The following is a 27,000-nucleotide window of genomic DNA, read 5'->3' as shown; positions in this document are numbered from 1 at the left end:
TAATAAAAAAACAAGGGAAATCCCACGGAAATCCTAGGGAAATAATCTCCCTTATTCGAAGATCATTCGAAGCTTCTTCGTGGCTCAAACATTACGGAATGACTAGGCTCCGGGTAAGCATCGAATGATCTCTGAGGGAGCGAGATTATTTGGGTTAAATTACTTCTTTATACGGGTTGGATTAGAGTAATATCACGGACGTGAATTTATATGGCTTTACCATTAGATGATCCCTTGTATCAGTCTCTTGAACAACTGCCACCCAATATTTTTATCGTATCAACACGAAATTTAAACAGGTTTTTAATATTATAGAAATATATTTAATTCTTCTACTAGTAAATAAACTATAGGATAGTGTTTCAAAAAGTGTGTAAATTCCGAATTGATTATTTTTGTAATGCAATTTTCAAAAATGAATAATTATGGAATTTACACATGAACAAATCTCGGAAATAATTTCCGAAATCACAAACGGTGAACTAGGTTTACAAGGCTTGGTTAAACAAGGTTTAGAGAGTTTAATGTTATCGGAACGTGATCTTCATAACGAGACACGTGGTGACGTGAGTAACGGTTTTCGTGGTCGTCGAGTATGTCATGGCGGTAAGGTCTTCGAGCTTCGGGTCCCGCGTAGTCGTAACAACCATTTTTACCCGATGTTACTGGGGGTGCTAAAAGACCAGGAAGAAGAGGCTCAAAAGCTAGTGAGTAGCCTTTATTGCAGCGGTTTAACCACGGAACAGGTGGGTAAAATTTACGAGCAATTTTACGGCAAACATTACAGTAAAAGCCAGGTTAGCCGCTTGTTGAACACGGCCCGCGAGGATGTAAATGCCTGGCTAGGTCGTGAACTGGATAATCGTTACCCGATAATTTACATCGATGCCACCTATGTCCTCACCCGTCGTGATGATTCCGTTTCCAACGAGGCTTACTACACGGTTTTGGGGGTGAAAGAAGACCGAACCCGCGAGGTGCTGGCCGTGGTGAATTTCCCCACGGAAAGTGCCACGAACTGGAAGGACGTGTTTGAAGACCTCAAGGAAAGAGGCGTGGCCGTGATTGATCTCCTGGTGTGTGATGGATTGCCCGGTATTGAAAACGTGCTGGCAGAAACCTTTCCAAAAGCAGATTTACAATTATGTACCGTGCACCTGAAGAGGAATATAGCTGGGAAAGTCAAGCCCAGGGACAAGAAACAGGTCATGGAAGAACTCAAGCAGGTTTGCGCTCCCGACCAGTGGGAGATCTCCCCGGAAAAGGCTTTCGAAAAATTTAAAGAGTTTATTGCCAGGTGGCAGAAAAGTTATCCCGTTTTGAAAAGATATTGCCACGACAGGTACAGGTTCTATTTCACCTACTTCAAGTACGAGAGGGAAATCAGGGGGATGATTTACACCACAAACTGGATCGAAAGGCTGAACAGGGATTACAAGAGGGTCATCAACATGAGGGGCGCCATGCCAAACCCCCAAGCCGTTATTCTCCTAATGGGAACGGTAGCCCAAAATGCAGATATTTATAAATATCCTATTTATAATTTTTTAGAATCAAGATTATTTTATTGAACTATTTATAATTTTGCAGTCATGAGAAAAGAAGGTATTTACACACTTTTTGAAACACTATCTTTCTTTGTATAAGCAAATGAACTATAAGATAACACCCTATAAAAATACAAAAAAGGTTAGGTAACCTATACCCAAACCGATTTCAATGAATAATTACTGTTTCACCACGTTCCCCTTCGCGTCAAAATAAATATTATGGTGACGTTTATGCCCGTATGAATTTTTCCCTACAATACCGACATCATATTTTACGATGCCTTTTTTCGTGATCTTGTTGGCACCCATGATCTTGTAACCCTCATAATTCTTCTTCAAATACTCCTTGATCACGTCGGGAATAGACTCGATCGTCAAGTCCTCTTTTGAATAAACGATCTTTCCTTCCGGGGTAATCTCCAACTTATATTCTAAATCATTGATTTCAAACTCCGCCTCGTAGACATTCTCATCTTCCTCAAAATCCCACTTGATCTTCTTCACTTCCGGGTACGCCTGTTTCACACATTCCTTTACTACCTTAGGCACTTGTGCCTCATCAATATCTCCGGCAAACACATGAATCCCCAAAACACAAATCATCAATAATAAGACGAATTTTTTCATACCAATAACTCAAATTTGACCATGTCTCAAAAAAGTATCACTCACGAAACCTGTATTACAACAAAAAAGAGACTAAAAATCAATAATTTAGTCTCTTTTCGTGATCCAGCTGGGACTCGAACCCAGGACCCCAACATTAAAAGTGTTGTGCTCTACCGGCTGAGCTACTGAATCCTTCAATTGTGTTTCTCAATTGCGGTTGCAAAGGTATATCTTTTTGTTTCTCTCACAAATTTATTTCGATTTTTTTTCACGCATTTTTTTCATGAAAAGAGTAAAAACTTCATTATGATTTAATTGAGTTTCCCGTTTCCTCGCCATAAATTCGGACAAAAGATAGGAATTGTCGGTATATTTTACTTATTTTACCAAACAATCACAAAAAAATCATTCATGAACACATCAAAAATTCTATTTTCTTTATTCCTTGTGCTATCTCTTTTAGTTTCCTGTGAAAAAGACAACAATCACTCGGAAGACAATGAATTAGCCACACGGATGAATCAATTCATTCAGAACAATTTATCTACATTCTACTTGTGGTATGACGAGATTCCGGACATTAAACCAGAATCAGAAAAAGACCCGAAAGAATATTTCAAGGCCCTCCTTTCCTCCAAAGACAAATGGTCCCTGATCACTGATGATGCCAACGGACTTCTAGAAGAAATGGCAGGAACAGGTGAAACTTACGGTTACGGGCTTGCTTACGGGCGATTCAAGGACAGTGATAAATGTTTTGCCGTTGTTCAATATGTCTATCCCGGTTCTCCTGCCGCCGAAAAATTGAAACGAGGAGACATTATCTTAGAATTGAACTCGCAAAGCTTTACAGAAAGCGACCTCAGCAAACTTACCAATCCCGGGACCCTCAACTTGGGAATGGGAAAACAAGAAGGGAATGTCATAGCTCCTTCGGGAAAGACTGTCACCATCACTTCCCGGAAAATGGATGCAGACCCCGTTCTTATAACCAAACTCTTCGAACGGGGAAACCACAAAATCGGCTACCTCATGTACACCAATTTCACGAAAACGTTCAATACTAGCATTGTAAAAGCCTTCAACGAATTTAAGGAAGCCGGGATTACCGATCTTATACTCGACCTCAGGTACAACCACGGAGGTGACGATGACGCCTCCACATTCCTATGCAGCGCGATTGTTCCCAAAGAAAAAGCCGTGGTAGGTACACTTCTCTCCAAAGAAACATGGAATTCGCCCTGCCAAAAAATATTCGAAAGTGATTCCCAATACGAAAACTTACTTAACAGGTTCTTCGTGGAAACCAATTGCAATCTGGATTTACCCTCCCAGAAAGTATATATCTTAACCTCTGGCGAGACTGTTTCTGCCTCCGAGTACACGATTGCCTGCCTTAAAGCATTTATGGATGTCGAACTCGTGGGAACAAAGACTTACGGAAAATACGTCACCATGTACGCTTTCTCCCCGCAATATGAAGAAAATGGGAAATTAGTGGCAGATAAAGAACTGGCCAACTGGTTAATATTTCCGGTATGCTCCCGATTCACCAATATCGACGGGTATCCCAACTCCTTGGAAGGCATGACACCCCAACACGAGGTTAAAGAGGATCTTTTCAACGGCATTCAACTTGGCGATGAAAACGAACCCTTACTGGCAGAGGCCCTATCCCTCATTTCCGGAACACGGCGAATGCAAGTAAAAGGCAGAAGCATTGAAACATCTCCTGTATTTAATATGCTCCCAAAAGCATTTAATGACATCAAAAGCAATCGGATAATTCACGTAAAATAATCAAATCAATATAGTAACTATTTAGTAAAATATTCATAACTTGTGATGGTGTTTATACAGCTAATATCACAACCATGTTTATCAGAAAATCGGAGAAAAAAGGAATTATAACATTGGGCATTCTTACCATGGCATTATTCGTGCTACCACGAACCATTCACAAGAGTGAATACCCGGTCTTCTTGATTCCCTATTCCCGACTTTCTGATACGACACAAACCGTCTCCCCAAAACCTCTTGTAATCGAACTCAATTCCGCCGACAGCACGGCATTGGTCAGTATCCGGGGCATTGGCCCGTACTACGCCAACAAAATCCTGCGTTACCGGGAACAACTGGGCGGTTTTCACGCCACCCGTCAACTCAAAGAAATTAAATTTCAATACCTGAACATAGATTCATTACTTCCCCATTTCTCCGTGAATCCCGCGCTGATCCGAAAAAAGGAACTGGACACCATGAGTTTTAAAAGCGTTTTACATCACCCCTATCTAGTGTACGAAGATGTTCAACTCATCTTCAACGCCAAACGAAAATTCGGTAAGATTGACTATTCTACCTTGGAATCCCAAAATATTTTACCATTATTTAAACTCAAAAAAATAAAACCTTACTTCAAATAATTTTGTATAACTTTGTATAGAACAATACATGATAGCTTGTCGTAAATAATTTACAACACTGTCATTTACAACGCAAACAACACACATAACTTATAGCGTATGAAAAAAGTATTTATAACACTAGCAATTATTATCGTGCTAATTATTGTCACACTGATGGTTATACCCGTCTTTTTCAAAAGTGACATCCTACGATTAATCGAGGAGAAATCCTCAAAATACATCCAGGCCGAACTGGCTATCGGGGACGTACATCTGAGCATGTTCAAAAACTTCCCGAACCTAAGCGTATCCTTGGATAATGTGGTCATTTCCAAGGAAGAAACGAACACACGGGACACTTTAATCAATATTCCTCTTTTCGAGGCATCCGTAAATTTACGTTCCTTAATTTCCGGTAAAGAAATCATAATCAATAACATTTTATTAAAAGATTGTGATTTTATGCCCAAAGTCAATGCCGAAGGAAAAGCCAACTGGGACATCATGGTTCCTTCCGACACGACAGAGGTGAAAACAGAAGAAACTCCCGTGGAAACCACGGAAGAGTCCGGTTCGGAAACTGCCATCGCTTTCAACAACATCGAAGTGCGTAATCTGATGTTAAACTACCAGGACGAACAAGCACAGACATTTGCCCGGGTTGATGCCGTGAACATGGCCTTACAAGGAAATTTTTCCGAGACCAACACCATACTAAACGTGTTATTGGAACTCAAAAACATATATTTGCGTCAAGGTAAGAGTGTGTGGGTAAACAACACTGATTTCAACTGGCAAGCCGAAATCGGTGCCAACTTGAAAGAGCTCCAATTCGATATCAAGAAAAATGATATGTCATTGAATGACTTGAAACTGGATTTAACCGGAAACATTGATATTGATGACGACAAATACACGATGGACTTGAATCTGAACGCACCCGACACGAAATTCGAAAGCCTGTTAGCGCTAATTCCCAAAGATTTCCAGAAAGAAATCGAAGGGGTCAAAACTTCCGGAGAATTCCAACTCAGCCTATCCGCAAAAGGGGAATATTACGAGAATCATCTTCCCGCTTTTGACTTGCGTTTCAACATTCTGAACGCAAATCTGAAGTACCCGGACCTTCCCGAATCGGTTGAAAAAATCAATCTGAAACTGGCAGTAACCAACCCCGGTGGAACCGTCGCGCAAACCAAGGCAGATTTAAGTACTTTGACCTTCACGGTTGCCAACAACCCGTTCAGCATGAACCTGCTTGTGGTCAATCCGGACGACCCGACATTAAAGGGCGGCATGAAAGGCGTTATCAACTTCGAGAGTTTGAAAAAAGCCTTGCCGTTAAAAGACATCACGTTAAACGGTATCTTAACAACCGATCTTTCCTTTGACGGGAAGTACCAATATATAGAGAAAGAACAATACGAAAAGTTCACGGCAAACGGTAAGATTGCCCTGCAAAACGTGCTGTTCAAGAACGCGGACTTCCCTGCCGGAATTTCTGTTCCCTCCGGAGAGGTAACCATCACACCCGCCCGGCTGAACTTGAAAGACTTGAAAGTAAAAATCAACTCTTCAGACTTCGCCCTAGCCGGCTATCTAGCCAACTACCTGCCTTACGTGTTCAAGGATCAGACCTTAAAAGGTAACTTCACCTTGAATTCCAACAAAATCGACTTGAATGAATTCATGGCAAACATGACGACCTCAGAGACCGACACGACACAGGCTGCAACAACACAAAGTTCGGCCCCGGCAGAAGAAACATCAAGTGTACTGGCTATTCCGAAAAACATAGAACTGGCCTTCGGCACAAACATCAAAGAAATTTTATTCGATAGCCTCGTGATAAACTCCGTCAAAGGAAACATCGAAACATCCGGTGGTATCGCCACGCTAAAGAATCTGAGCATGGATATGCTGAACGGGAACCTGATCATGAACGGGGCCTACAACACGGCAAACCCGGCCAAGCCTTCCGTGGACTTGAATTTACGGGTTACCGACATTGACATTCACTCGGCATACAACGCCTTCTCTTTCATCAAACAAAGCCTGCCGATTGCCATGAACTGCAATGGTAAAATATCCGCTACCATGAAATTCAGCTCGGATCTGGACAAAGAAATGAGCCCGATCATGACAACGGCCAATGGTAGCGGTAGCCTCTCAACCAAGGGATTTGTCCTGAATGATAATCCGGCCATGACCCAACTAGCCAGCCTATTGAAAAATGACGAGTTAAGCCGTTTAAGTATTTCCAACTTGAAAATAGACTTCAAGATTGAACAAGGAAATATTATTGTGGAACCGTTTACCACGAATATCGCGGGTAACCCGACCACCTTCTCCGGCAGCCAAACCGTTGATGGCAAAATGGATTACACGATGTCCATGAACATTGCCCGAAAATACTTCGGGAAAGACATTGACAACGTGTTGAAAGCCATCCCCGGAGCCAACAACATTCAATCACTGGACGTTGATGTCAAACTTGGTGGTACTCTGGATAAACCGACAATTACCCCCGATTTGTCTAAAGCATTGAAGAAAATAGAAAAAGAAGCCGGTAAAGAATTAAAAAATAACCTCTTGAAAGGCTTGGATAAACTATTCAAATAAAAAAAACGGAGGAGCGTAAAAAACATTCAAAAAAAGCAATTCTAAAAAGAATTACCACGCTCCTCCTATATATTTTTCCATCAATATCTCTTGCTGCAAGCTATGAATATCCCCGGCATAATAATCGACCAAAGCGGCATCACACAATTTTCGGGCTCCCATCATAGCCTCTTTGCCATAGAATCCTGCAAATGAAAGTATATTCACCTGCACCTTTCCACCTTTTTCTTTAAACCGCTCACAATACCGGACAATATCCTTCGCGTAAAACGGATACCGTTCCGGATGCGCCAGCACAGGACAAAATCCCCGTCCCTGCAAACCAAATAATATATCATCCACGTAATTAGATGGCCCGACAAAACTATGTTCAACCAACACTTCCCCCCGGTTCGATGCCATGATTTCCCCCCTTTCCAACAACTCCAGCATAAACTCCCCCATCCGGTATTCCGCCCCGGAATCCACCTCTACACGCACCCCCTCTTCCCGCAAGCGGGACTTCAACACGAACAACATACTCTCCACATCTTTCGGTGTATTTATCATAGCCGGGTAAGCCACGTGGGGCGTACACGTCAATCGTTTCAATCCCACCCGTTCCATTCGTTTCACGATCATCACGGCCTCATCCATCGTCTTCACCCCATCATCCAAACCGGGTAAAACATGAGCATGTATATCATTTTCATACTCGAAAAAATATCGTTTACGTCTATTAAAAAACAACATGATCAAGAAGTTTTACGATTCTTATTCCCGTAACCATAACCGTATTGATAGCCGTACACATAACCGTACCCGTACCCGCCCGATTCAACCTTTACCCCGTTGAGAACAACCCCTAAATCCGGTAGACGCTTATCTTTTTCCAGCTCGGATAAAAGTCTTAACGATTCCTTTCTCAGCACATTAGCCCTCACCACGTAAACACAGGCATCCGCCAACTTACTCAAAGTAAAACCTTCTGCCAGCACACCCAGAGGCGGTGTGTCCAGAATAATACAAGAATACTTCCCTCTCAGATACTCCAACAACTCCTGCATCCGTGGACTAGCTATCAATTGTACCGGATTAGGCGGTATAACTCCCCCGAACAAAACGTGTAACTCCTCGTTAACCCGCCAGATTAACTGCTCCGGAGTATCACACAATCCCGCCAAATAGGCAGACAATCCCTCCTGTCGATCGAAATCAAGAAAATTATGCAAACTGGGATTCCGCAAGTCACACCCGACAACAATCACTCGCCTCCCTGCCTTGGCATACGCATTGTCCAGATGAGTTGCAACCATAGATTTTCCTTCTCCGGGAATGGTAGAGGTCACCATAATCACCGGGGACTTTTGTTGTTTAAGGATATAATTCAATTTCTCCCGGATCAACTGCATCGATTCCGATTGAATAAAATCCTCTTCTCCAACCTTTACCTTTCCATTCCCGACCTCCGGGAAGGTTCCCAGCAAAGGCAAACGAACCACTCGTTCGAGATCCTCAACACTCCTCACTTTCGAATCCAACATATCCATTCCCAGAATAATCCCCACGGGTATACACACGCCCAACATACACCCCAATAACAAAATCAACGATTTCTTCGGGCTTACAGGCCCCTCTCCCGCATCAGGATCTTCGATAATCTTCGCTGTCGGCACATAAACCAGTTTCGCAATTTCCGCCTCTTCCCGCTTTTGCATCAGAAAAAGAAACAAATTCTCCTTCAACTCCTGCTGGCGGGCTATTGCCCGGTATTGTTTCTCCTGCGTGGGTACCGAAGTCAATCGTTCGTCCACCGAAAGACTTTCCCGTTCCAACCCTTTGATCTTTATAATCAATCCCTTTTCCACGTTTCCGATGGCCTCCCGGATACTACTTTTCACCCCTCGCAACTGCATATCCAACCCCGTCACGATCGGGTTATTCTCCCGGGCACTCAACAATAATTTCTCGCGTCGTAATATCATTTCGTTGTAACGGGAAAGAGCATTATTCAACCCGTCATCCGTCAACCCCATATTCTCCGGTAACAACGAGAACTCCCCATCCTCGTTCTTTTCCGTCAGCAATCGAATACTTCGCACCACGTCCAACTCCGTTTGAGCCTTTAGTAACTCCGTTCCGGCCAGCTTTTTCCTTTCCATGGCAAAAGCCGCGTCAGAAGTCAGATCCGTCAGCTTATTCGTGCGCTTAAAACGTTCGGCATCATTCTCTATTGTCCCCAATTCCCCGTTTATTACCTGCAAACGAGCATTAATAAACTCCACCGTCTTGGCCGAAACCTGTTGTTTATCCGTCACCCCGTTTTGGTTATAGCGATCCACCAAAGCGTGTATCAACTCAACTCCCCGACCCGGAATCGGATCTTTCAACATAATTCGCACGGCATTCGTATTTTTTTCCAGCGGCATGATACTCAAATTTTTATAAAAAACCTTCGTGGCCGTTTCGTATGAATCCAAGTTAATCCGGACTTCCCGTAATTCACTCCCCATGTAGTCCGCATTCTTTTCCACGGAGATACAATAATCCCCCATGGAAATACTCTCCGAGAAATGCCCTCGCCGGATCACCTCTCCCTTCGGATCGGTCACGACAATCTCGTCATTTGCAGCCAAAAGAACATACAGACAAGTATCTTTTATACCCTCCGGGTGATCAACCAATATCTTCACGGGAGAATCATTATAAAGTTCATGATCCCGGAAAAAACATTCTTGAGTATAACGTATATTTAACTCCAAATCCCGAACCACCTCCCGCATCAAATTCTTCGACTGCAATTCCACCATTTCATTCTCCACGTACACATCCCCCGCCCGGAACAACCCCAACTCCTTCATCATCACGTTTGTTCCCAACTCACCTTTTTTCGTGTCACTAATCATCACCTTCCCGTGAATATCATACACCGGCGTACTGATTAAACAATAAAATAGTGCCGCCGCCAGACACAGCGGCACCGAGATGATAAACCAACGCCACCGGACTAGAATCTTATAAAACAACTTACCCAAGTCAATGACATCTTCCTGATCAGACTGTATTTCTCTACTAACATTCTCGTTCATAAAATGGTTATTTTATAGATTCATAAATAGTTGCAACCAGCTCTTCCGGTCATCATCTTATTATTAAGGCCAGCACGGCCACGAAAGTGGATACACTTGATAATATATAAGGTAAGAAAGTTCCCGCGTTGCCTCCCACAATTCGACCCCGGCTCGGTTCAACATACACCACGTCATTTTGCTGTAAATAGAAAAACGGGGAATGTAACAACTCACTCGAAGTTAGATCGACACGGGAAAACACCTTTTCATTCCCATCCTCCCGCATCACCAAAACGTTCTTTCTCTTGGCATTAATCTGTAAATCACCCGCCATTCCCAAGGCATCAAGAATAGAGATTCGCTCGCTGTTCACCTTGTAGCTCCCGGGATTACGCACCTCCCCCAAAACAGTCACCTTAAAATTCAGGAATTGAATCGTCACGATCGGGTTCTTCAAATAGCCGGACAACTTCTCCTTTAACATATCGGCCAATTCATTACGAGAAATCCCGTCCACCTGCAACTTACCTAAAACAGGAAAATCAACATATCCCTCTTTATCAACTAAATATCCTAAGGCTGCTTGCTGGTTTCCCGAAGTGACCTCTTTCCCTAAACCGATCATCGGAGTATTGAATGGTAAGGCTGCCTCAATGTCATCACACGACACGATAATCGACAATAAATCATCAACGTGAATCACGGTTCGATACTCACATGCCGCCTTAACTCGTTTATCCACTTTAATATCCTGTAAATAAACGACCTTTTTACTGGATGCACATCCGAGAATGCACATTCCACACACCCAAACAATAAACAGCTTATAAACAGACATATACACCTCTCTTTTTATACATTCACGCTATCAAAAAACCAACGATTTTTGATAGCGAAAAAAGAAAGGTAAAATCAAATAATCACGAAAAGTCACCTAGTCATAAAGGTATGTGTATGAATGACTAAGCAAAAAACGTAAATAAAAAAGAAGAAGAGGATTTATAATATTAAGAATCGTTCGTTTATTTGATTACAAATATAGATATTTTTTCATACACCTCTAATCATTTTCAATATTTTTGTCAATCACCATAAATTTAGAAAATTTCACTCACACATTTCATAGCCGATTTCGACCTATTTAACACCACATTTTTAACAAAATAGTAAACACTTCACTCGTTCGAAAAACAGGTTATCTCACAACTATGTTATTATTCTCCCTCGAAATATACCGTTTTTCAATTTCACCCTGTACACGGATGATTCGTAAAAGAAAAACGGTATTTAAACATCAAACGCCCTACCTCAATTTACATTTTTATATTAACAATCAAAACCGGGTCTCTTAAAATAACGGGCTTTGGGAAAAAAGTGATCAATCTCCAAGCCCAATTGTTCCAAAACCACGATCAAGTGAGATATATTCGGTTCAAAACTTGATAAACGCTCCCTCAAAACCATCCACGCATTTTGAGAAATCTCGACAGCCAACAAGGCTACCTTCGCCGATCCATTATAATCATCCTCTTCCTGCGTGGCATTAATCTTATCCGAATAGATATAATACCCATACAACGCCCTCCTAATCTTGGAGTGAATCAAATCCAGATACCAATTTACCTCCAACAACGCATCCCCGACCTCTTTCGTTCTGGGAGCATCACCTTCTTTTATCCTGGCCTCGTCAAACCATTGATAAATACTCTCTTGGCATTTCTCGGCCAGAGTCTTATAAATCCGGTCACATTTCACAAGATCTTCCTGTTCTATCTGCCTGACCGCCTCTTCATCCTCATCTTCCAAATCCTCGTAATCCTCCCCCCAGAATCCCCGGTCCACCTTCTCCGAGGAATAAATATCCTCTATCCCCATACCTCTTTCCTCCGCCAACTCTCGCAACACGTCAAAAGTAGAATCAAAAATATTTTTCAGACGGGCTAACGCCGACTCGTCATCATCCGGCATCTCCTCTCCCAAGTTCACTTTCGTACGCTCCTTCAGCTTCTTCCCCATCATGTAACTCATGCAACGAAGCTGCAATGGACAACGTTCACACCATCTGTCGCAATAATTGTAGATACCCGGCACGAAACCGGTATCTACAATCTTTTTTTCTTTTTTCTTAGGCACGTCCTTATAATCTTAACCGATTAATTTTTTATAACGTATACGTTTCGGGGTAACATCTCCCAAACGTTTTCTCTTACTTTCCTCGTATTCGGAGTAACTTCCCTCGAAATATACCACTTTAGAATCACCCTCGAAAGCCAGGATATGAGTTGCAATACGATCCAGAAACCAACGATCATGCGACACGACCACGGCACAGCCCGCAAAGTTTTCCAATCCCTCTTCCAGGGCCCGTAACGTGTTCACGTCAATATCATTCGTGGGCTCGTCCAGCAACAACACGTTAGCATCCTCCTTTAATGCCAAAGCCAAGTGTAAGCGATTACGCTCCCCACCGGACAACACCCCGCATTTCTTTTCCTGATCCGTCCCGGAGAAGTTAAATTTGGAAACATAAGCCCGGGCATTCACTTCCCGTCCTCCCAGGTTTATCAAATCACTTCCCCCGGAAATCACCTGATAAACCGTCTTCTCCGGGTCTATTGCTTTATGCTGTTGATCTATATACGCGATCTTCACGGTCGGCCCAACTTCAAATGTCCCCTTATCCGGTTGCTCCACGCCCATAATTAAACGGAACAAAGTAGTCTTTCCCGCACCGTTAGGGCCGATCACCCCGACAATTCCGGCCGGAGGTAACTTAAATTCAAGATCATCGAACAACACTTTATCCCCGAAAGCCTTCGCCACATGCTCGGCCTCGATCACCTTGTTTCCCAAACGAGGACCGTTCGGAATAAATATTTCAAGCTTTTCTTCTTTCTCCTTCACGTCCTCATCCATCATCCGGTCATAAGCCTTCAAACGGGCCTTACTCTTTGCCTGACGAGCCTTAGGAGCCATACGTACCCATTCCAGCTCTCGTTCCAGCGTCTTCCGGCGTTTGCTGGCCTGTTTTTCCTCCTGTTCCAATCGTTTTGCCTTCTGTTCCAACCAAGAAGAATAATTTCCTTCCCATGGAATTCCCTCACCCCGGTCTAGTTCCAGTATCCAACCGGCCACGTTATCCAAGAAGTAACGATCATGCGTCACGCAAATCACCGTACCGGGATATTGATGCAAGTGTTGTTCCAACCATTCCACCGACTCGGCATCCAAATGGTTCGTCGGCTCATCCAGCAACAAAATATCCGGTTCTTGCAACAACAAGCGACACAAGGCCACCCGACGACGTTCTCCCCCGGAAAGGAACTTCACTTCCGCATCCGGTTCAGGACAACGCAAAGCATCCATAGCCCTCTCCAACTTCTGGTCAATCTCCCATCCGCCGTGATGCTCGATCAATTCTGTCAACTCCCCCTGACGAGTCATTAACTTATCCATCTCCTCATCACTCATCGGTTCGGCAAACTTCATGTTCACCTCCTCGTACTCCTTCAACAAATCCATCACCTCCTGAACACCCTCCTGCACGACCTCTTTCACGGTCTTGGAATCATCCAACTGAGGCTCCTGTGGCAAATACCCGATAGAATGTTCTTTCGACCAGATCACCTTACCCTCGTAATTCGGGTCTAACCCGGCAATAATTTTCAATAACGTCGATTTTCCGGAACCGTTCAAACCGATCACCCCGATTTTTGCCCCATAAAAAAAGGAAAGATAAATATCCTTTATAATCTTTCTTTGAGGTGGTATCGTTTTACTCACCCCCATCATGGAAAAAATAATTTTCTTCTCGTCTGTCATACCCATTAACTTACACGATATTATGTTTCACTTCTAGCACACAACTAATTATCCTTAAAATGGATACAAAGATATATTATATCTTCAAATTAAAAAAATATACTTAATCCGTTATACGAAACAAGCGTGTATTTTGTTTCAAAATTCTAAAAGAAATTCACAATTATTCTTTAACAAGACACTTGCCCCCTCATCAAACATAATTCATTCAAACATATAACAAACTAGCTATCATAGCCATTACACAAGAATCCCCGGGGGCCTTCTCTCTCCCGGGGATAAAAAAACACAAATCTCTATAAATTAATTAATCGAATAAATAATTCAATTTTAACACTAACAATCGATAATGTTCACGTGTTTTATCATTTCCTGTATTCATCCGACTTTTGGCCGTGTTGTATGTTTTTCGCAAATATTTCATCACGATCGGACGCTTATTTGACTTGTCAATTCTCGGAGATAACACAATTTCACCAAGAGCATCCACAGCATCAAAACTATGATGAGACTCGCAATAGGCATGACAACTACAAGTTGTCTTGTTCAACCATTCTCTCAACGAATTACTCCCGGCACTCTTGAACTCACCTTTATCCATGTACCCGGTCAGATTTTCCACGAAAGAATTCTGGAAAGCCATATCTGCCAACTGCAGATTACCGGTTTTCTTGGTAAACATCTCGTCAAAAATAATTCCCAGATATTCATCCAACGTGAATACATTCTTTCCGTCCACCTCGTTTATTTGCAAGCGCCCTAACGTCTCCCGGGTCAACATCTCGTTGAAGAATTGCGTTTGAGCCACGTAGTGCTTGGCTGTCGGGCCGATAATCGCGGTAATCTTATCATTAATAATCCAGTCCTGCAACTCGTTCAAATTCTTCAACACGAACTTCAACGCTGCGATCTGTTTCGCCTTGGGAACATACTGGTAAAGAGGTTCCGGATCACCATAATATTTCGGATTAATATACATTCCCCCGACACTCACCATAGCGTGATCCATAAACCGCACGAACTGACCGATAATCTCCTTATAAGTACTTTCAACAGCCGCGTACCCCTCATCATTTACAGCCATCCAATCCACAAAATTAGCCGCCACATATTTCAGATTTTTAAGACCATAAGTATTTGCTTTCACCACATCATCCCCTAAATCCTCTGCCATGGAACGAGGGTCAAAATTAAATTGAAACACCTGTTTCCCGTAAAAACACATCTTATTTCCGATCTGTTCTCTCACCCATCCCCGCAAAATTTCTTTCTCATCATCCGCACTCTTCACGTTCGGGAGTACCTGATACCCGTATTTAATAGCAAATTTATCATACTCGCCAATCAGAGGAGGAGTCAACTTTACACCTTTCTCCAAATCTCCGGGCTGTGCCACATAGTTAAACCGTGCGTAATCCATGATCGACGGGGTAGTCCCGTATTTTTGAGTAAACTCCGGGTCTCTCAACTTCTCTACCGGGTAAGCCGCTGATGCTCCAAAATTATGCATTAACCCTAACGTATGACCGATCTCGTGAGCCGCCACGTAACGCATGGCTTCTCCCATATTCTCGTCCGTCATCACGGGACAACGCACAGAAGGATCTACCGCCCCGGTCTGGATCATTCTCCACTTGTTCAGCAAAGTCACCACACCGTACCACGAAATCACGTCTCCACACAAAATTTCTCCAGAACGGGGATCAATCCACGACGGTCCCATTGAATTCTCTCTTGTCGATGCCACAAAACGATAACAATTATAATGAATATCATCCGGATCAAAATTCGGATCATCTGTCGGGTAATCTTTCACGACAATGGCGTTCTTAAAACCGATAGCCTCGAAAGCGATATTCCAGTCGGCAATACCCAACTTCACGTATTTCCTCCATTTCTCGGGAATCGCGGGGTCCACGTACCAAACAATCGGTTTCACTGGTTCTACTAACTCTCCAGCCAGGTACTTATCCATATCTTTCGGTTGCAAATCCCACCGATTGATAATCCCGTATTGTTGCAAACGATCATGATGTTCGTCAAATAATTTACGAGACTGATCAAAAAAGCCAATCCGTTCGTCCGCATAACGGGGAACCATCGGGGTCTCCGGCAAGATAATGATATTACGAGCCTCTATCGTGGTCAAAGGACCTTCTTTATCCGTCGTGTAAGTCATCATACTCTTCACGATAATATTATCTTCGAAAGCCTTGAATTCCTCAATCTTTGAACGGTCACTTTGAAAAGAGCCTCCAAACGGTATCATCATACGCACTTCAGCAGGAAGATCCGGGAATGGAGAAAATTCAGCAATCGAAGACAAGAACAACGGAGTAGCATCAATCACACAACTAGAAGAATCTTTTGACATCACCTCGATTTTAAACGCTTTCCAGATCGGCGGGTTACTGTGTCTCTTGTAAGCTTCGTACATTTCCGATGACTCTTTGCACACGTAATCCAAATGAGGAAAATGGATATACACCTTATTCTCATCGCATGAAAATGTTATCAGCAGAGGGTCACGATTGATTGTTCCCGGATCAATCTGCCACGTGCGACTCGTGGAAGAAACCCGCGAACTAATCAAGAAATCCCGGCTCATAATCGCCTTCGGAATCTCCAAATAAATCTTATCCTTCTTCTTAATCACGTTAAACATTCCCTTCTTTACCACCACATCCTTCATAAACTTCTCGTACTCGCTCGTAGAAGCCGCCTTAGAGGTGGAATCACTCGATTCCACCTTTTCCGTTCCGGCCTTCTTTTTCTTCTTTTTTCCCCAAGAAGAGTTTGAAGCATTTACACAAGTAACACTAAAACACAGTAATACCGTAATAATATATACAATACTTTTCATCTAATTATTAATTTATACCGTTAAAAAATAGTTTCTTGTAATCAATTCCTAAATTTGTCAAATCTGTTATGATTGCATCACATTTTTCTTTAATCTTCGGATAAGTTGTAGTCACTCTCGTGTATTCATCACTATCCTTTGTCAAGAAAAATATGAATGTATTTTTCAAATCGGTCGTTACCGATGGAAAATCCGTATATTTAGAACCTAACCAAGTAGTTCCAGTAGAAACTGTTACAAATCCTTCCGCGTACCCCTCTTCCTCTGTTAAGTGTTTATCATTTACCCGACTTTTCTTTTCATAAACAGACTCAAAAGTCTCACCAAAACTCATATCCTTGAATACACTGAGATAAGTGTTGAAGAAATCGTAATGTACTAAAGCCAAAAAGGCCTTTTGCTCCGCTAAATCTAAATTAGCTTTACCAGCCACGTTAACACCATAATAATTTATCCGAGCAATATTGTCTACAATCTTCGGGGTTAAATAAGTACCGGTATCATAAATAGTGTCTGCAATTATCACACTGTAAGGAAAATTCTCTTTTACAAACTCTGTCGTGTAGCAATCCAGAAAACCTGACTTAATAAGTTGAACTGTAGATAACAGATAATCTCTATTCGCATCACTCACGGGGTACATCTTCACGCCATTCTTTTCTGCAAAATTATACAGGTAATCGGATGAATCCGGATCTACAATAAATTCTTTTCCCGTATTAAAAAAGAATTCAGATACAATTTTCTTTACCGGATCAGTAGAATTTATATCATAATCACGACGTGGTCCCTCTTCTTCTACATGAATTTTCTCCTCGTCATCACAACAACAAAATCCCACCAAGAACATCAATAATATAAATATATTTATCGCTTTCATAATAATCATCTTATTGTTTGGTTTCTACTCGTTCAAATCTCTCGATTTTATCGTCACTACGTTGAATTTCCAATGGTAAACTCAAAACATAATTCGGACTTCCGGCCTTCAAAACATAATGATTTATAACTGTCGGAGTACTATAATCCTGATAAAGATGTTCTATTTCAAGTCCCCACCGACGAATATCAAACCAACGCAATCCCTCGAAACTAAATTCTAAACGTTTTTCCAAACGATAGAATTCCCTCGCCTCATCCACAGAATTTGCAACTAATTCATACTCTCCCTTAATTCTTTCCGCACGTATCGCATTAACATCATCCATGCCCAATTCATACTCACCCTTTTCTATATATGCTTCTGCCCGATTCAGATAAGCCTCTTCCAATCTCAACGCTTGATCGTACGCCTCATTAGCCGTTGACGCTTTACAATAATTTTTTGTCGCAACGTAAAATATACCTTCATCGTAATTATTAAAATCATATTTGTCATAATATCGAGAAAAACGAAGATCATTCCCCTCATCATACAACCCGATTAACTCGCTGGATACACAGAAAAAAGCTTTTGAATGTCTCATCAGATCATATCCAAAGCCAGTTGCATCAACATCTAATTTACCCCAAGAAAAAATCATTCCCGGATTGTTAGTATTATACACTTTATATACGACATCATCACTCGATATAAATTTTTCCAACGTGCTATAAGGAATAATTTCAGTCTCTGTCGTTTTAAGCAGATCATCAACAACCGTTATTACATCATCATATTTCTTCTGATATAAATAAACCCTGGATAGCAACAACAAAGCAGCATCCTTATTCGGCCTATAAATACCTCCTTTTTTTTGCCCTTTTTCAAAATAGGTGATTGCCGCTTTCAAATCCTCCTCCATCAACGTATAATTCTCGTCCAAAGTAGCTCTATTATAAACATTGGCTTCTACTCCAACATTTTCATTTATCGGAACACCCAACGCAGTCTTCGCCTGCGCAGCGCTTTCATAAGGTTCACCGTACAAGTTCACAAGATAAAAATAAGACAATGCACGCATAAACAGGGATTCTCCCAACAATCTATTTTTTACTCCTTCAATATCCTCATCTAATTCTTTGACTTGTTCAAATGTGATATTACACATCAATATCCGATGATAAAAAAAGCTCCATGCCTTATCATTTACTTCTACTTCATCTTTCCTCACCTGAGGCTCTTTAGCCCAAGTGAAATATGAAAACATCTCATCACGAAGATCTTCTTTCGATAGCCACATGGAAGACGATACGTAACTCATCGTTTCATCTGTCATATAAGATAAATAATTCATCAAAGAACCTTCCGTCTTATTAATAATTTCACCATAGACAAACTCGTCAAAATGAGATAATTCCTTCGGAATGATTTTATCTTTATCCTTGTATTCAAGAAAATCATCACATGAAGATAATCCTAATAACAATAATCCGATTATCAATATATTTCTCATTACTTCTATTATTTAAAATGACACATTCAAGCTAAAACTATACGTTGATTGCGGTGGGATTGCTCCAGATCCCAAAGTAGATTGTTCCGGGTCACGCCCCTTCAAATCCTTACTCTTAATTACAAATGGATTACTTACACCTAAACCAATAGATGCACTTTTAATATAACATTTACTCAAAAAACTTTTTGGTAAAGAATAAGTTAACGAAATAGATTTACATCTTAAAAAACTCCCGTCAACTACCCGTAAATCAGATTTATTATACATTTGCCAAATATTCGAAGCGATCACGTTAGTCCCTCCTTCCAAATATGCATATGAATTAATTGACGGAGAAACATCCGTTAATACCGGAATATCGGTGTATTTCTCGTCTCCTGGTTCTTTCCATCTATTCACGAATTCACTGGACATATTACTTTCCGGATAAGGAATACGTCCCCCACTCTCCTGGTACAAATCATTCAATCGTACCTTAGCCCCCAAAGACATTGCAAACAAAGTATTCAAAGAAATACTTTTCCATTTAAAATTCATCGACAAACCTCCCGTAAAATCCGGTTCTCGCTTACCACTATAAACAAACGCTGCTGCTAAAGCTTCCTCTCTGCTGGAAATAATCACGTTGCCCTCATCGTCAGTAGCCCTCACCCCGGCAAACGTTGGTAAACCGGATTCATCCAAACCGGTATAACGATAAGAATAGAAACTATTAATAGATTTACCATTACGAATTAACGAACCGTTTATATAATTATTGTATGTCTCCACACTCTCGTACTCGGAATTCGTTACCTTGTTATAATTTTTACTCGTGTTGAAACTAACACTCCATGCAAAATCTTTTGTTTTAACCGGAGTAGCCATGATCGATAATTCCCAGCCTTTATTACTCATCGTCCCGGCGTTCAACATCACGGATGTAGCCCCATTAGTTGAAGGTACAGACGCCGAAATCAACTGATCTTTTCCCTTCTTCGTGTAATATTCTACCGTGGCAGAAATTGCACCTTTGAACAGAGAAAAATCCAAACCCAAATTAATCGAAGTCGTCTTTTCCCATTTTAATCCCGGATTAGGTAAAGAAGACAATGTAGCAATATATTGCATTGATTTCGTATCCAACGATCCGAGGGAAATAATCATATTCGGATTATGGGCATCAGTTACATTCCCTTGCAAACCGTAAGAAGCCCGGAAAGACAAATCATTAACCCAATTCACGTTCTGCATAAAGGATTCATCTGCAACATTCCACCTACCCGAAAACGACCATATAGGTAAAAAACGAGCAGACTTATCTTGTCCTAATTTATTAGAAGCATCTCCACGAACATTAGCACTCAATACATATCTTCCCCGAAAACCATAAGCAAACGTGGCATAATAAGACATATTATTCGTCGTGTTATCCATGACCGTCGGAACATTGGATTTACTATAATTTGCATAACCCGTGTAGTCCACGGGATCAATCCCTATAAATTTTTTACCTCTATCATGCAAGTACCCATACGACTCACTATTAGTCCCGTCATACTTACTTCCCCGCACCTCCAATCCTGCACTAGCAGAAACGCTATGATCATTCCATAACTTATTAAATGATAAAGATGTTCGCACCGTATAAGATGTATTATTCGTGTAATCTTCATCTAAAATACCACCAAAAGGCAAGGAAGAATGAGATTTAAAATCTTTAAGATCATCGCCTTGGGGTTCATAACCGTAAGCTGTTCTCCTTAATGCCGAAACTTTATAACTTTTGTCTGTTGCCCAGTTATTTTGCTTATAAGCACTCGTATTGTAACCAACCACTGCATCCCAACTTAACCAATCCGTAAGTTTGGAACTCAAATTCATAGATACATTCAAACTATTAGTCCTATTTTTGGACCCGGTTTCATTCAACTCGTTTATAACATTATACATCAAATAATCAGAACCATACTCACCTTCTTTCATTGCATAGTAAGCTAATGTTCCATCCTCATTATAAGCAGGAATTGATCTTGAGGTTTCGAAAGCGTATTTATAAAGATCTATATAAGGTCTTGAACCATTTGTAGTTGATGCCGATAAACTAAGGCTAACATTTAATTTATCATGGAAAAGCCTTGCATCCAGATTAGACATGAAATTAAAACGATTACTACTTTCTTTTAATGAAGCTCCTTGTTGATCGGAAAAACCAAATGAAAAATAATAACCCACTTTATCCGTTGCTCCAGACAATGAAAGCGTGTGACTGTGACTGAAAGAATTCCGAAATAACAATTTATACCAATCTGTATTCATCTCTTTCAACTCCTTCACTCCGGCATCAAACTCAGAACGAGTAATTTCATTATGCCATAGCTGGTAAATCAATCCCTCGTAACCAATCGTTCCGATAGGAACACCACTAACAGTTTGTAATCCTCGATTTACAATTTCCTCTGAAACTTCTACCCTCTCTTTCGAATTCATCAATCGCATCATATCCGTAGTCGGACGAGCAATCAAACTCATGGAAGTCGTGTAACGAAGGACAGGTTCCCCCAATTTACCTCTTTTAGTTGTAATAACAATCACTCCGTTTGCAGCTTTTACCCCATATATAGCTGTTGCCGAAGCATCTTTCAACACGTCAATTCGTTCTATATCTTCCGGGTTCAGACCGGAAATAGCGTTACCAATCAAATTCACATTGTCCATACTATTCAACTCCGTCACGTCCAATGGTACCGGATCTTCCAGAATTATTCCATCTAAAACCCACACCGGCTCACGATTACCTATGATAGAAGAAGAACCACGAATACGAATCTTTGGAGAAGCTCCTACTGTTGAAGATTGTTGTAAAACAGCCATTCCCGGGATTTTCCCCTGCAACATCTGATCCAGACGATTACCTATCGGCTCGATAATATCCTCAGCTTTCATCGTTACGATCGAAGACGTTGATTCCCGTTTATTTATCTTTTGATAACCTGTAATCACAACTTCTTCCATTTCGTTCGTTTTCTCCTTCATTACCACCTGTATTGGTTTTTCCGACTCAATAAAGACAGTCTTTGTTTCCATCCCAAGAAAAGAAAAAATCAACGCACTGTTTTTAGCAACCTTTAGCTGAAAATTTCCCTTATTATCTGTCGCTGTTCCCGTCACAGTTCCCTTGATCAACACGGAGACTCCCGGAATCGGTTCCCCATTCTCATCCTTAACCACCCCTTGAGCTACAAGCGACTCATCCTTTTTCACCTCCTTAATCGTGATCAGATTTCCCTCGATTTTGTAAACCAGATTCGTTTCTTTAAAAATTTCATCCAATACCTGCGAAGGAGTAGCCTTCTTCATATCCAAAGTTATTTTCTTCTTGCAGGCATCAATAACGGCAGTGGAATACACCAAGCGATAATTATACTTCTTCAACACCTCCAAGACCTCCTTCACGCTGGCATCCTTCACGTTAATGTTTATTTTACCTTCTTCATTCTGAGCGTGAAGAGGCAAACTCAAACACAAGATAAAAAGACATAACAATCCTTGAAGGGGAATTTTTTTGACATGACTTCCCCAGGAATCAAACATTTTTTTCATACATTTGCGAATTAGAATTTAACACTTATGCCATTTTAGGCATGGGATGCAGCGAGTGTTGGTAGCACTCGCTTTCCTTATTTATATACAGTTACTACTTTTCCACTAATTTTAAATTTAGCATTACCAACATCAGAAATCACATCCAAAATCTTACCGACCTCGGCATATTTATCCACTCGAACAAAAAACTTCTCCTGCTTTACATCCGCATTCTCGTAGAATACCGTAAAGCCATACCATTCCGCCAATTGATCCAGAATTTTCTCCAATTCCACGTCCCGGAAAAAGAACATGTTATCCTTCCAGCAAACAATTTCTTCTACATCCACCTCGGTCACCGTGATCACGTTCATCACGTTAGCCACAACTGCATGTTGATTGGGTTTTAACACAACTTCCGCATCCTTCCTTTTCACTTGCACACTACCCTTCACCAAAGTCGTTGCCACCTTTTTATCCGGCAGGCACTTCACGTTAAACTCCGTCCCTAGCACTTGTATATCTCCATTCTCCGTGTGTACGATAAAAGGGTGTTTCTCATCTCTCGCCACTTCCAAATAAATTTCGCCCTTGCTCAAAAACACTTCACGGCTATCACCAACAAAATCTACGGGAAACCTCAATTGGGTCTCTTCATTAAACCAAACTTTTGTTCCGTCAGCCAACATCACGTGATACTCTCCACCCTTCGGAACCACCACGGTATTATACTCAACCACCACGTTATTCTCTGAAGAATCTTTCTTCGAATAAACAAGCTCATTTCCATTTGTGATGGCATTCGAGGTAACCTCTTTTTTACCCTCCACTCTCTGAAGTTGCAGGATAGAACCGTCTTCCAGAACCAGCATGGCCTGTTTACGAACCGGAACAGGTAATTTTTCTTCGACTTGATTTTGCACCACTATTTCCGGCTTTATTACATTTCCTTGATTTATGAAGATATAGGCAGCAACAGCCACGGGTAAAATCAGAATGGCAACGTAACGCATCATCTTTATCATCCGGCTCGGCTTTTTCCTTACCTCCATGATCCGATCGTGAACCTCCCGGCTGGTGATCATCTTTTTCATTTGCCTGTATGCCTCATCATCAATATGCAACTCGGCACGCAACTCTCGTAACCTCCCGGCATCCTCTTCCGACAAGCAATCAAAGATATCCTTCGTGATTAATTTATGTAGTTCCTTCATCATCCTTTTGTCTTATATCCATGTTACACATGAACAACAAAAATGTATGAAAGAAAGTTTACATTTAACTTACATTAACAATCGCATAATATACGAATATCATCTACCCAGTGAATGTGTGAACCAAAAACGAGAACCCTTTCCCGGCTCCGAATTCACCCCGATGCGGCCTCCCACCTGTTCCACGATACTCTTGCAAATAGATAATCCTAAACCTGTGCCATGAGCAAAACTATTCAATTTCACAAAACGGTCAAAAATCTGTTTCTGTTTTTCTTCTTCGATACCCACACCCGTATCTGTCACAGATATCTCGACCTCCCCATCCCTCAACATATATCCCACGGTTATTTTCCCGGAAGGTGTAAACTTGAAAGCATTATTCACAAAATTGGAAATAACCTGCCGTAACCGATTCTTATCGCTGTACACCCAACATTCCGACAAATTGGGAGCTATACACAAATCAACCCCGGCCGGCACCTTCACCCGGAGTGAAGTCACGACATCCTCGCACAACTGGCGCACGTCCACCCGATCATACACGAATTCAAAAGTCCCCGCCTCGATTTTCGATAAATCCAGAATATCCGAAATTAACTGCAACAACAACTCGTTATTCTCCTCCACGATACCAATATATTGCGTACGCTCACTTTCCTCTTGGGCATAAGCCAATAAATTGGAAAAACCTACAATCGCATTCAACGGAGTCCGAATCTCATGACTCATATTCGCCAAAAACGCCGACTTTAAACGATCCGATTCCTCCGCCTTATCCTTCGCTTTGATCAACTTCGCCTCGGTCTCCTTCAATTCTGTAATATCATAATTAATACAAATCATCTCGATCATTCCTTCCTGCGGGCGATAATCCCTCACCAACACGTTCACCCGCGTCCACGTGTAATGCCCATCAGCCCGTCGGATTCGCATATCATTCCGTAAATGCGTCCGCTTCCCGGCAATTACATCTGACAAAAAGGCAAGCATCATAGCCCGATCCTCCGGGTGAAAATGCGAGTGTACACCGATAATCTGCGGTAGAGGCGTCCCGATTTCTTCTCCCACATTCTTATACCAACTATCCAGACCGTACCCGTTACGAGTCAAGGCGTTAAAATGCGCATACCCGACTTGAGCATAATCCCCCACCAACGTGAAAAAATCCTTGAACTCCTGAATCTGGTTATACGCCTCCGTGGCTTCCGTCCGGTCCAGACTGATCAACAAATAATTGATCAAATTATTTTGTGCATCATACAACGTCGTCACCTTTGTCAGTAAATTCAACCTCCCCGTCTTCTTAGAAACATAGAGACCATTCAATTTCGAAAAATCATACACCAGAGAAAAACTCACATCCTCTCTTCTCTTCATCCTTTCCCTCATCTCCTCCGGTATAAGATGATTTTCAAACATATTAATTCCCAAAACATCCTCTTTCCTAACCAACCCGAACATCTCAAGATCTTTATCATTCAAATCGACAAGATACCCGTCTTTATCATACAACTCTATCCCGACCGGGATATTCTGATATATATTACGCAGCAAACGTTCACTCCGGTCCAACGCCTCGTGGGCTGAGAAGGTATCGGTCATATCCGAAAACATCAACACGACCTCATTCTTACAAGGAGAATACATCACGGCATGAAAATATTTATTTTTCTCTTCCAGATGATAATTTATATCCCGTACAACCCCGCTTCGCATCACCCGTTCCAGATCAGGCAGCCGTTCCACAAAATGCGGATCAACTTTACTAGCATATTTCCCGGTCCAACTATTCCCTCTCGTGTTGTAAAGAATCTGAGCCATCGTGTTCGAATCCATGAAATAATAATCCTTCACGTGTCCTTCCTCATCATAAAACAATTTCATCCGCACATACCCCACCGGCATATGTTTAAACAAATCTGCCAAGAACTTTTTCTCTTCCTGTGCCTTATCCTCCGACTTCCGGAGTTCCATGCAAATACTGATAATATTCACCATCGAGGCAAACCACTGGTAATCCTCATTTTTCCACACGTGAGGCTTATCCAAAATGTCGATACCGGCATACCCGGACACGCCGTCTTTTGAAAACATCGGGATAACAATAAGCGATTTCACCCCTTGCTCCGTCAGACGCCTTTTTTCCTCGCTTGCCTCTTCCGGTAACTCGTCCAAGCTGGCAAAAATAATCGGGGACGCATTCCCAGCCAACTGTTTCGTCCACCAGGGAATATTACTCATCGGGAACTTCTCCATGTAATTCTTTTTCTTAAAAGACTTGTAATTTCCCGCCTCGTAACGACACGTCTGCGTGCGATTTTCCCAATCGTACTCTATAATATAGGTACACCCCTCCGGATAATGCTGCATAATATCACCCAAAATCTTATTGATAACACTGCTCATATCCCCGGAACGAAGCAATGAAAGCAACGAGCGAGAGATACTATTTTGCTGGGCAAACAAATTGTTCACACGTTCCATCGCCGTTTCCTCCGTATCCATATTCTCCGGGACATCAAGACATTCCATGAAACCACAGGTTTTCATATTCCCCTCGGCATCCACCTCCTTGGAACACAATTTCACTCGTACCCACACGATTTTTCCTCTCACCTCGATCGGGTAAATCTGGTCATATATATTCTGGGTTTTTCCAAAACGAAATTCGTTCACCGTTCGCAAACGATAATCCTCCCGGATCAACTTACGAAAATCAACAAAACTGATTATCCCATCTTCGCCCAAGTCTAACAATTCTCGAAGAAAATCAGAACAGACATACTGCTTTTTAGAGAAATCAGCTTCCCACCAACCCATTCGTGCCTTATTCAATAAATCTTGAACACGTCCACTATTGAACCGACCATTATTATCCACGACCTTACAAATTTGATTATATTCAACGCCTAATCCCACA

General features: G+C 41.7%; 16 protein-coding genes and 1 tRNA gene. 4 read left to right on the top strand and 13 right to left on the bottom strand.

The window, feature by feature from the left end; translation table 11 throughout:
• The first annotated feature begins 425 nt into the window (after positions 1–425).
• Entirely contained in the window at positions 426–1,571 is a 1,146-nt protein-coding gene (locus F1644_RS20785; RefSeq protein WP_273493712.1) for an IS256 family transposase, read from the top strand.
• A gap of 156 nt (positions 1,572–1,727) precedes the next feature.
• Here F1644_RS20785 and F1644_RS20780 read toward each other — a convergent pair whose 3' ends face one another.
• Positions 1,728–2,177: a PepSY-like domain-containing protein gene (locus F1644_RS20780; RefSeq protein ID WP_087419803.1), complete on the bottom strand. Its 450-nt coding sequence runs from the start codon at positions 2,175–2,177 to the stop codon at positions 1,728–1,730.
• Between the two features lie 101 nt (positions 2,178–2,278).
• Positions 2,279–2,351 (bottom strand) — tRNA-Lys (locus tag F1644_RS20775).
• A gap of 219 nt (positions 2,352–2,570) precedes the next feature.
• Here F1644_RS20775 and F1644_RS20770 point away from each other — a divergent pair.
• The 3 genes from F1644_RS20770 to F1644_RS20760 all read left to right on the top strand — a co-directional run bounded on the left by F1644_RS20770 (position 2,571) and on the right by F1644_RS20760 (position 7,186).
• Positions 2,571–3,959: a S41 family peptidase gene (locus F1644_RS20770; protein WP_147344517.1), complete on the top strand. Its 1,389-nt coding sequence runs from the start codon at positions 2,571–2,573 to the stop codon at positions 3,957–3,959.
• Between the two features lie 74 nt (positions 3,960–4,033).
• Positions 4,034–4,582, top strand: coding sequence for a ComEA family DNA-binding protein (locus F1644_RS20765; protein WP_118304045.1), 549 nt, complete (start codon positions 4,034–4,036; stop codon positions 4,580–4,582).
• A gap of 99 nt (positions 4,583–4,681) precedes the next feature.
• Complete coding sequence (locus F1644_RS20760) at positions 4,682–7,186, top strand: AsmA family protein (RefSeq protein WP_118304047.1); 2,505 nt, start codon at positions 4,682–4,684, stop codon at positions 7,184–7,186.
• A gap of 51 nt (positions 7,187–7,237) precedes the next feature.
• On the opposite strand, the gene F1644_RS20755 is transcribed toward F1644_RS20760, so the two are convergent.
• The 11 genes from F1644_RS20755 to F1644_RS20705 all read right to left on the bottom strand — a co-directional run bounded on the left by F1644_RS20755 (position 7,238) and on the right by F1644_RS20705 (position 26,960).
• The gene (locus F1644_RS20755) at positions 7,238–7,918 is read right to left on the bottom strand and encodes a tyrosine-protein phosphatase (protein ID WP_118304049.1); all 681 of its coding nucleotides are present in this window, start codon (positions 7,916–7,918) and stop codon (positions 7,238–7,240) included.
• A 2-nt stretch (positions 7,919–7,920) separates the two neighbouring features.
• Positions 7,921–10,254: a GumC family protein gene (locus F1644_RS20750; protein WP_168044270.1), complete on the bottom strand. Its 2,334-nt coding sequence runs from the start codon at positions 10,252–10,254 to the stop codon at positions 7,921–7,923.
• Between the two features lie 52 nt (positions 10,255–10,306).
• On the bottom strand, positions 10,307–11,074 hold the full coding sequence (locus F1644_RS20745) for a polysaccharide biosynthesis/export family protein (protein ID WP_118304053.1): 768 nt from the start codon (positions 11,072–11,074) through the stop codon (positions 10,307–10,309).
• A 488-nt stretch (positions 11,075–11,562) separates the two neighbouring features.
• A complete protein-coding gene (locus tag F1644_RS20740; protein WP_118304055.1) occupies positions 11,563–12,369 on the bottom strand; it encodes a hypothetical protein in 807 nt (268 codons plus the stop codon).
• Positions 12,370–12,381: 12 nt separating this feature from the next.
• Positions 12,382–14,058 carry an energy-dependent translational throttle protein EttA gene (gene ettA, locus F1644_RS20735; RefSeq protein WP_087422501.1) on the bottom strand — a complete coding sequence of 559 codons (1,677 nt, stop codon included), beginning with the start codon at positions 14,056–14,058 and terminating at the stop codon, positions 12,382–12,384.
• Between the two features lie 307 nt (positions 14,059–14,365).
• The gene (locus F1644_RS20730; protein WP_118304057.1) at positions 14,366–16,921 is read right to left on the bottom strand and encodes a zinc-dependent metalloprotease; all 2,556 of its coding nucleotides are present in this window, start codon (positions 16,919–16,921) and stop codon (positions 14,366–14,368) included.
• A gap of 7 nt (positions 16,922–16,928) precedes the next feature.
• Entirely contained in the window at positions 16,929–17,801 is an 873-nt protein-coding gene (locus F1644_RS20725) for a hypothetical protein (RefSeq protein WP_147344518.1), read from the bottom strand.
• A gap of 10 nt (positions 17,802–17,811) precedes the next feature.
• Positions 17,812–19,296 carry a RagB/SusD family nutrient uptake outer membrane protein gene (locus F1644_RS20720; RefSeq protein WP_118304061.1) on the bottom strand — a complete coding sequence of 495 codons (1,485 nt, stop codon included), beginning with the start codon at positions 19,294–19,296 and terminating at the stop codon, positions 17,812–17,814.
• A gap of 12 nt (positions 19,297–19,308) precedes the next feature.
• The gene (locus F1644_RS20715; RefSeq protein WP_051466073.1) at positions 19,309–22,881 is read right to left on the bottom strand and encodes a TonB-dependent receptor; all 3,573 of its coding nucleotides are present in this window, start codon (positions 22,879–22,881) and stop codon (positions 19,309–19,311) included.
• 77 nt (positions 22,882–22,958) lie between these two features.
• Positions 22,959–24,080 (bottom strand): FecR family protein, encoded by a 1,122-nt coding sequence (locus tag F1644_RS20710; RefSeq protein ID WP_168044266.1) that lies wholly within the window; start codon positions 24,078–24,080, stop codon positions 22,959–22,961.
• A 96-nt stretch (positions 24,081–24,176) separates the two neighbouring features.
• Positions 24,177–26,960 (bottom strand): sensor histidine kinase, encoded by a 2,784-nt coding sequence (locus tag F1644_RS20705; RefSeq protein ID WP_229782410.1) that lies wholly within the window; start codon positions 26,958–26,960, stop codon positions 24,177–24,179.
• Positions 26,961–27,000: the final 40 nt, after the last annotated feature.

Source organism: Butyricimonas paravirosa, from assembly GCF_032878955.1.
GTDB lineage: Bacteria > Bacteroidota > Bacteroidia > Bacteroidales > Marinifilaceae > Butyricimonas > Butyricimonas paravirosa.
The sequence above is the reverse complement of the archived record's forward strand: the minus strand, read 5'-3'. Positions and strand labels throughout refer to the sequence as shown.

Bases quoted from the DNA above. Each gene is read 5' to 3' on its own strand.
- F1644_RS20785 (WP_273493712.1), top strand. From the start codon at position 426: ATGGAATTTACACATGAACAAATCTCGGAAATAATTTCCGAAATCACA.
- F1644_RS20780 (WP_087419803.1), bottom strand. From the start codon at position 2,177: ATGAAAAAATTCGTCTTATTATTGATGATTTGTGTTTTGGGGATTCAT.
- F1644_RS20770 (WP_147344517.1), top strand. From the start codon at position 2,571: ATGAACACATCAAAAATTCTATTTTCTTTATTCCTTGTGCTATCTCTT.
- F1644_RS20765 (WP_118304045.1), top strand. From the start codon at position 4,034: ATGTTTATCAGAAAATCGGAGAAAAAAGGAATTATAACATTGGGCATT.
- F1644_RS20760 (WP_118304047.1), top strand. From the start codon at position 4,682: ATGAAAAAAGTATTTATAACACTAGCAATTATTATCGTGCTAATTATT.
- F1644_RS20755 (WP_118304049.1), bottom strand. From the start codon at position 7,918: ATGTTGTTTTTTAATAGACGTAAACGATATTTTTTCGAGTATGAAAAT.
- F1644_RS20750 (WP_168044270.1), bottom strand. From the start codon at position 10,254: ATGAACGAGAATGTTAGTAGAGAAATACAGTCTGATCAGGAAGATGTC.
- F1644_RS20745 (WP_118304053.1), bottom strand. From the start codon at position 11,074: ATGTCTGTTTATAAGCTGTTTATTGTTTGGGTGTGTGGAATGTGCATT.
- ettA (WP_087422501.1), bottom strand. From the start codon at position 14,058: ATGACAGACGAGAAGAAAATTATTTTTTCCATGATGGGGGTGAGTAAA.
- F1644_RS20730 (WP_118304057.1), bottom strand. From the start codon at position 16,921: ATGAAAAGTATTGTATATATTATTACGGTATTACTGTGTTTTAGTGTT.
- F1644_RS20725 (WP_147344518.1), bottom strand. From the start codon at position 17,801: ATGAAAGCGATAAATATATTTATATTATTGATGTTCTTGGTGGGATTT.
- F1644_RS20720 (WP_118304061.1), bottom strand. From the start codon at position 19,296: ATGAGAAATATATTGATAATCGGATTATTGTTATTAGGATTATCTTCA.
- F1644_RS20715 (WP_051466073.1), bottom strand. From the start codon at position 22,881: ATGAAAAAAATGTTTGATTCCTGGGGAAGTCATGTCAAAAAAATTCCC.
- F1644_RS20710 (WP_168044266.1), bottom strand. From the start codon at position 24,080: ATGATGAAGGAACTACATAAATTAATCACGAAGGATATCTTTGATTGC.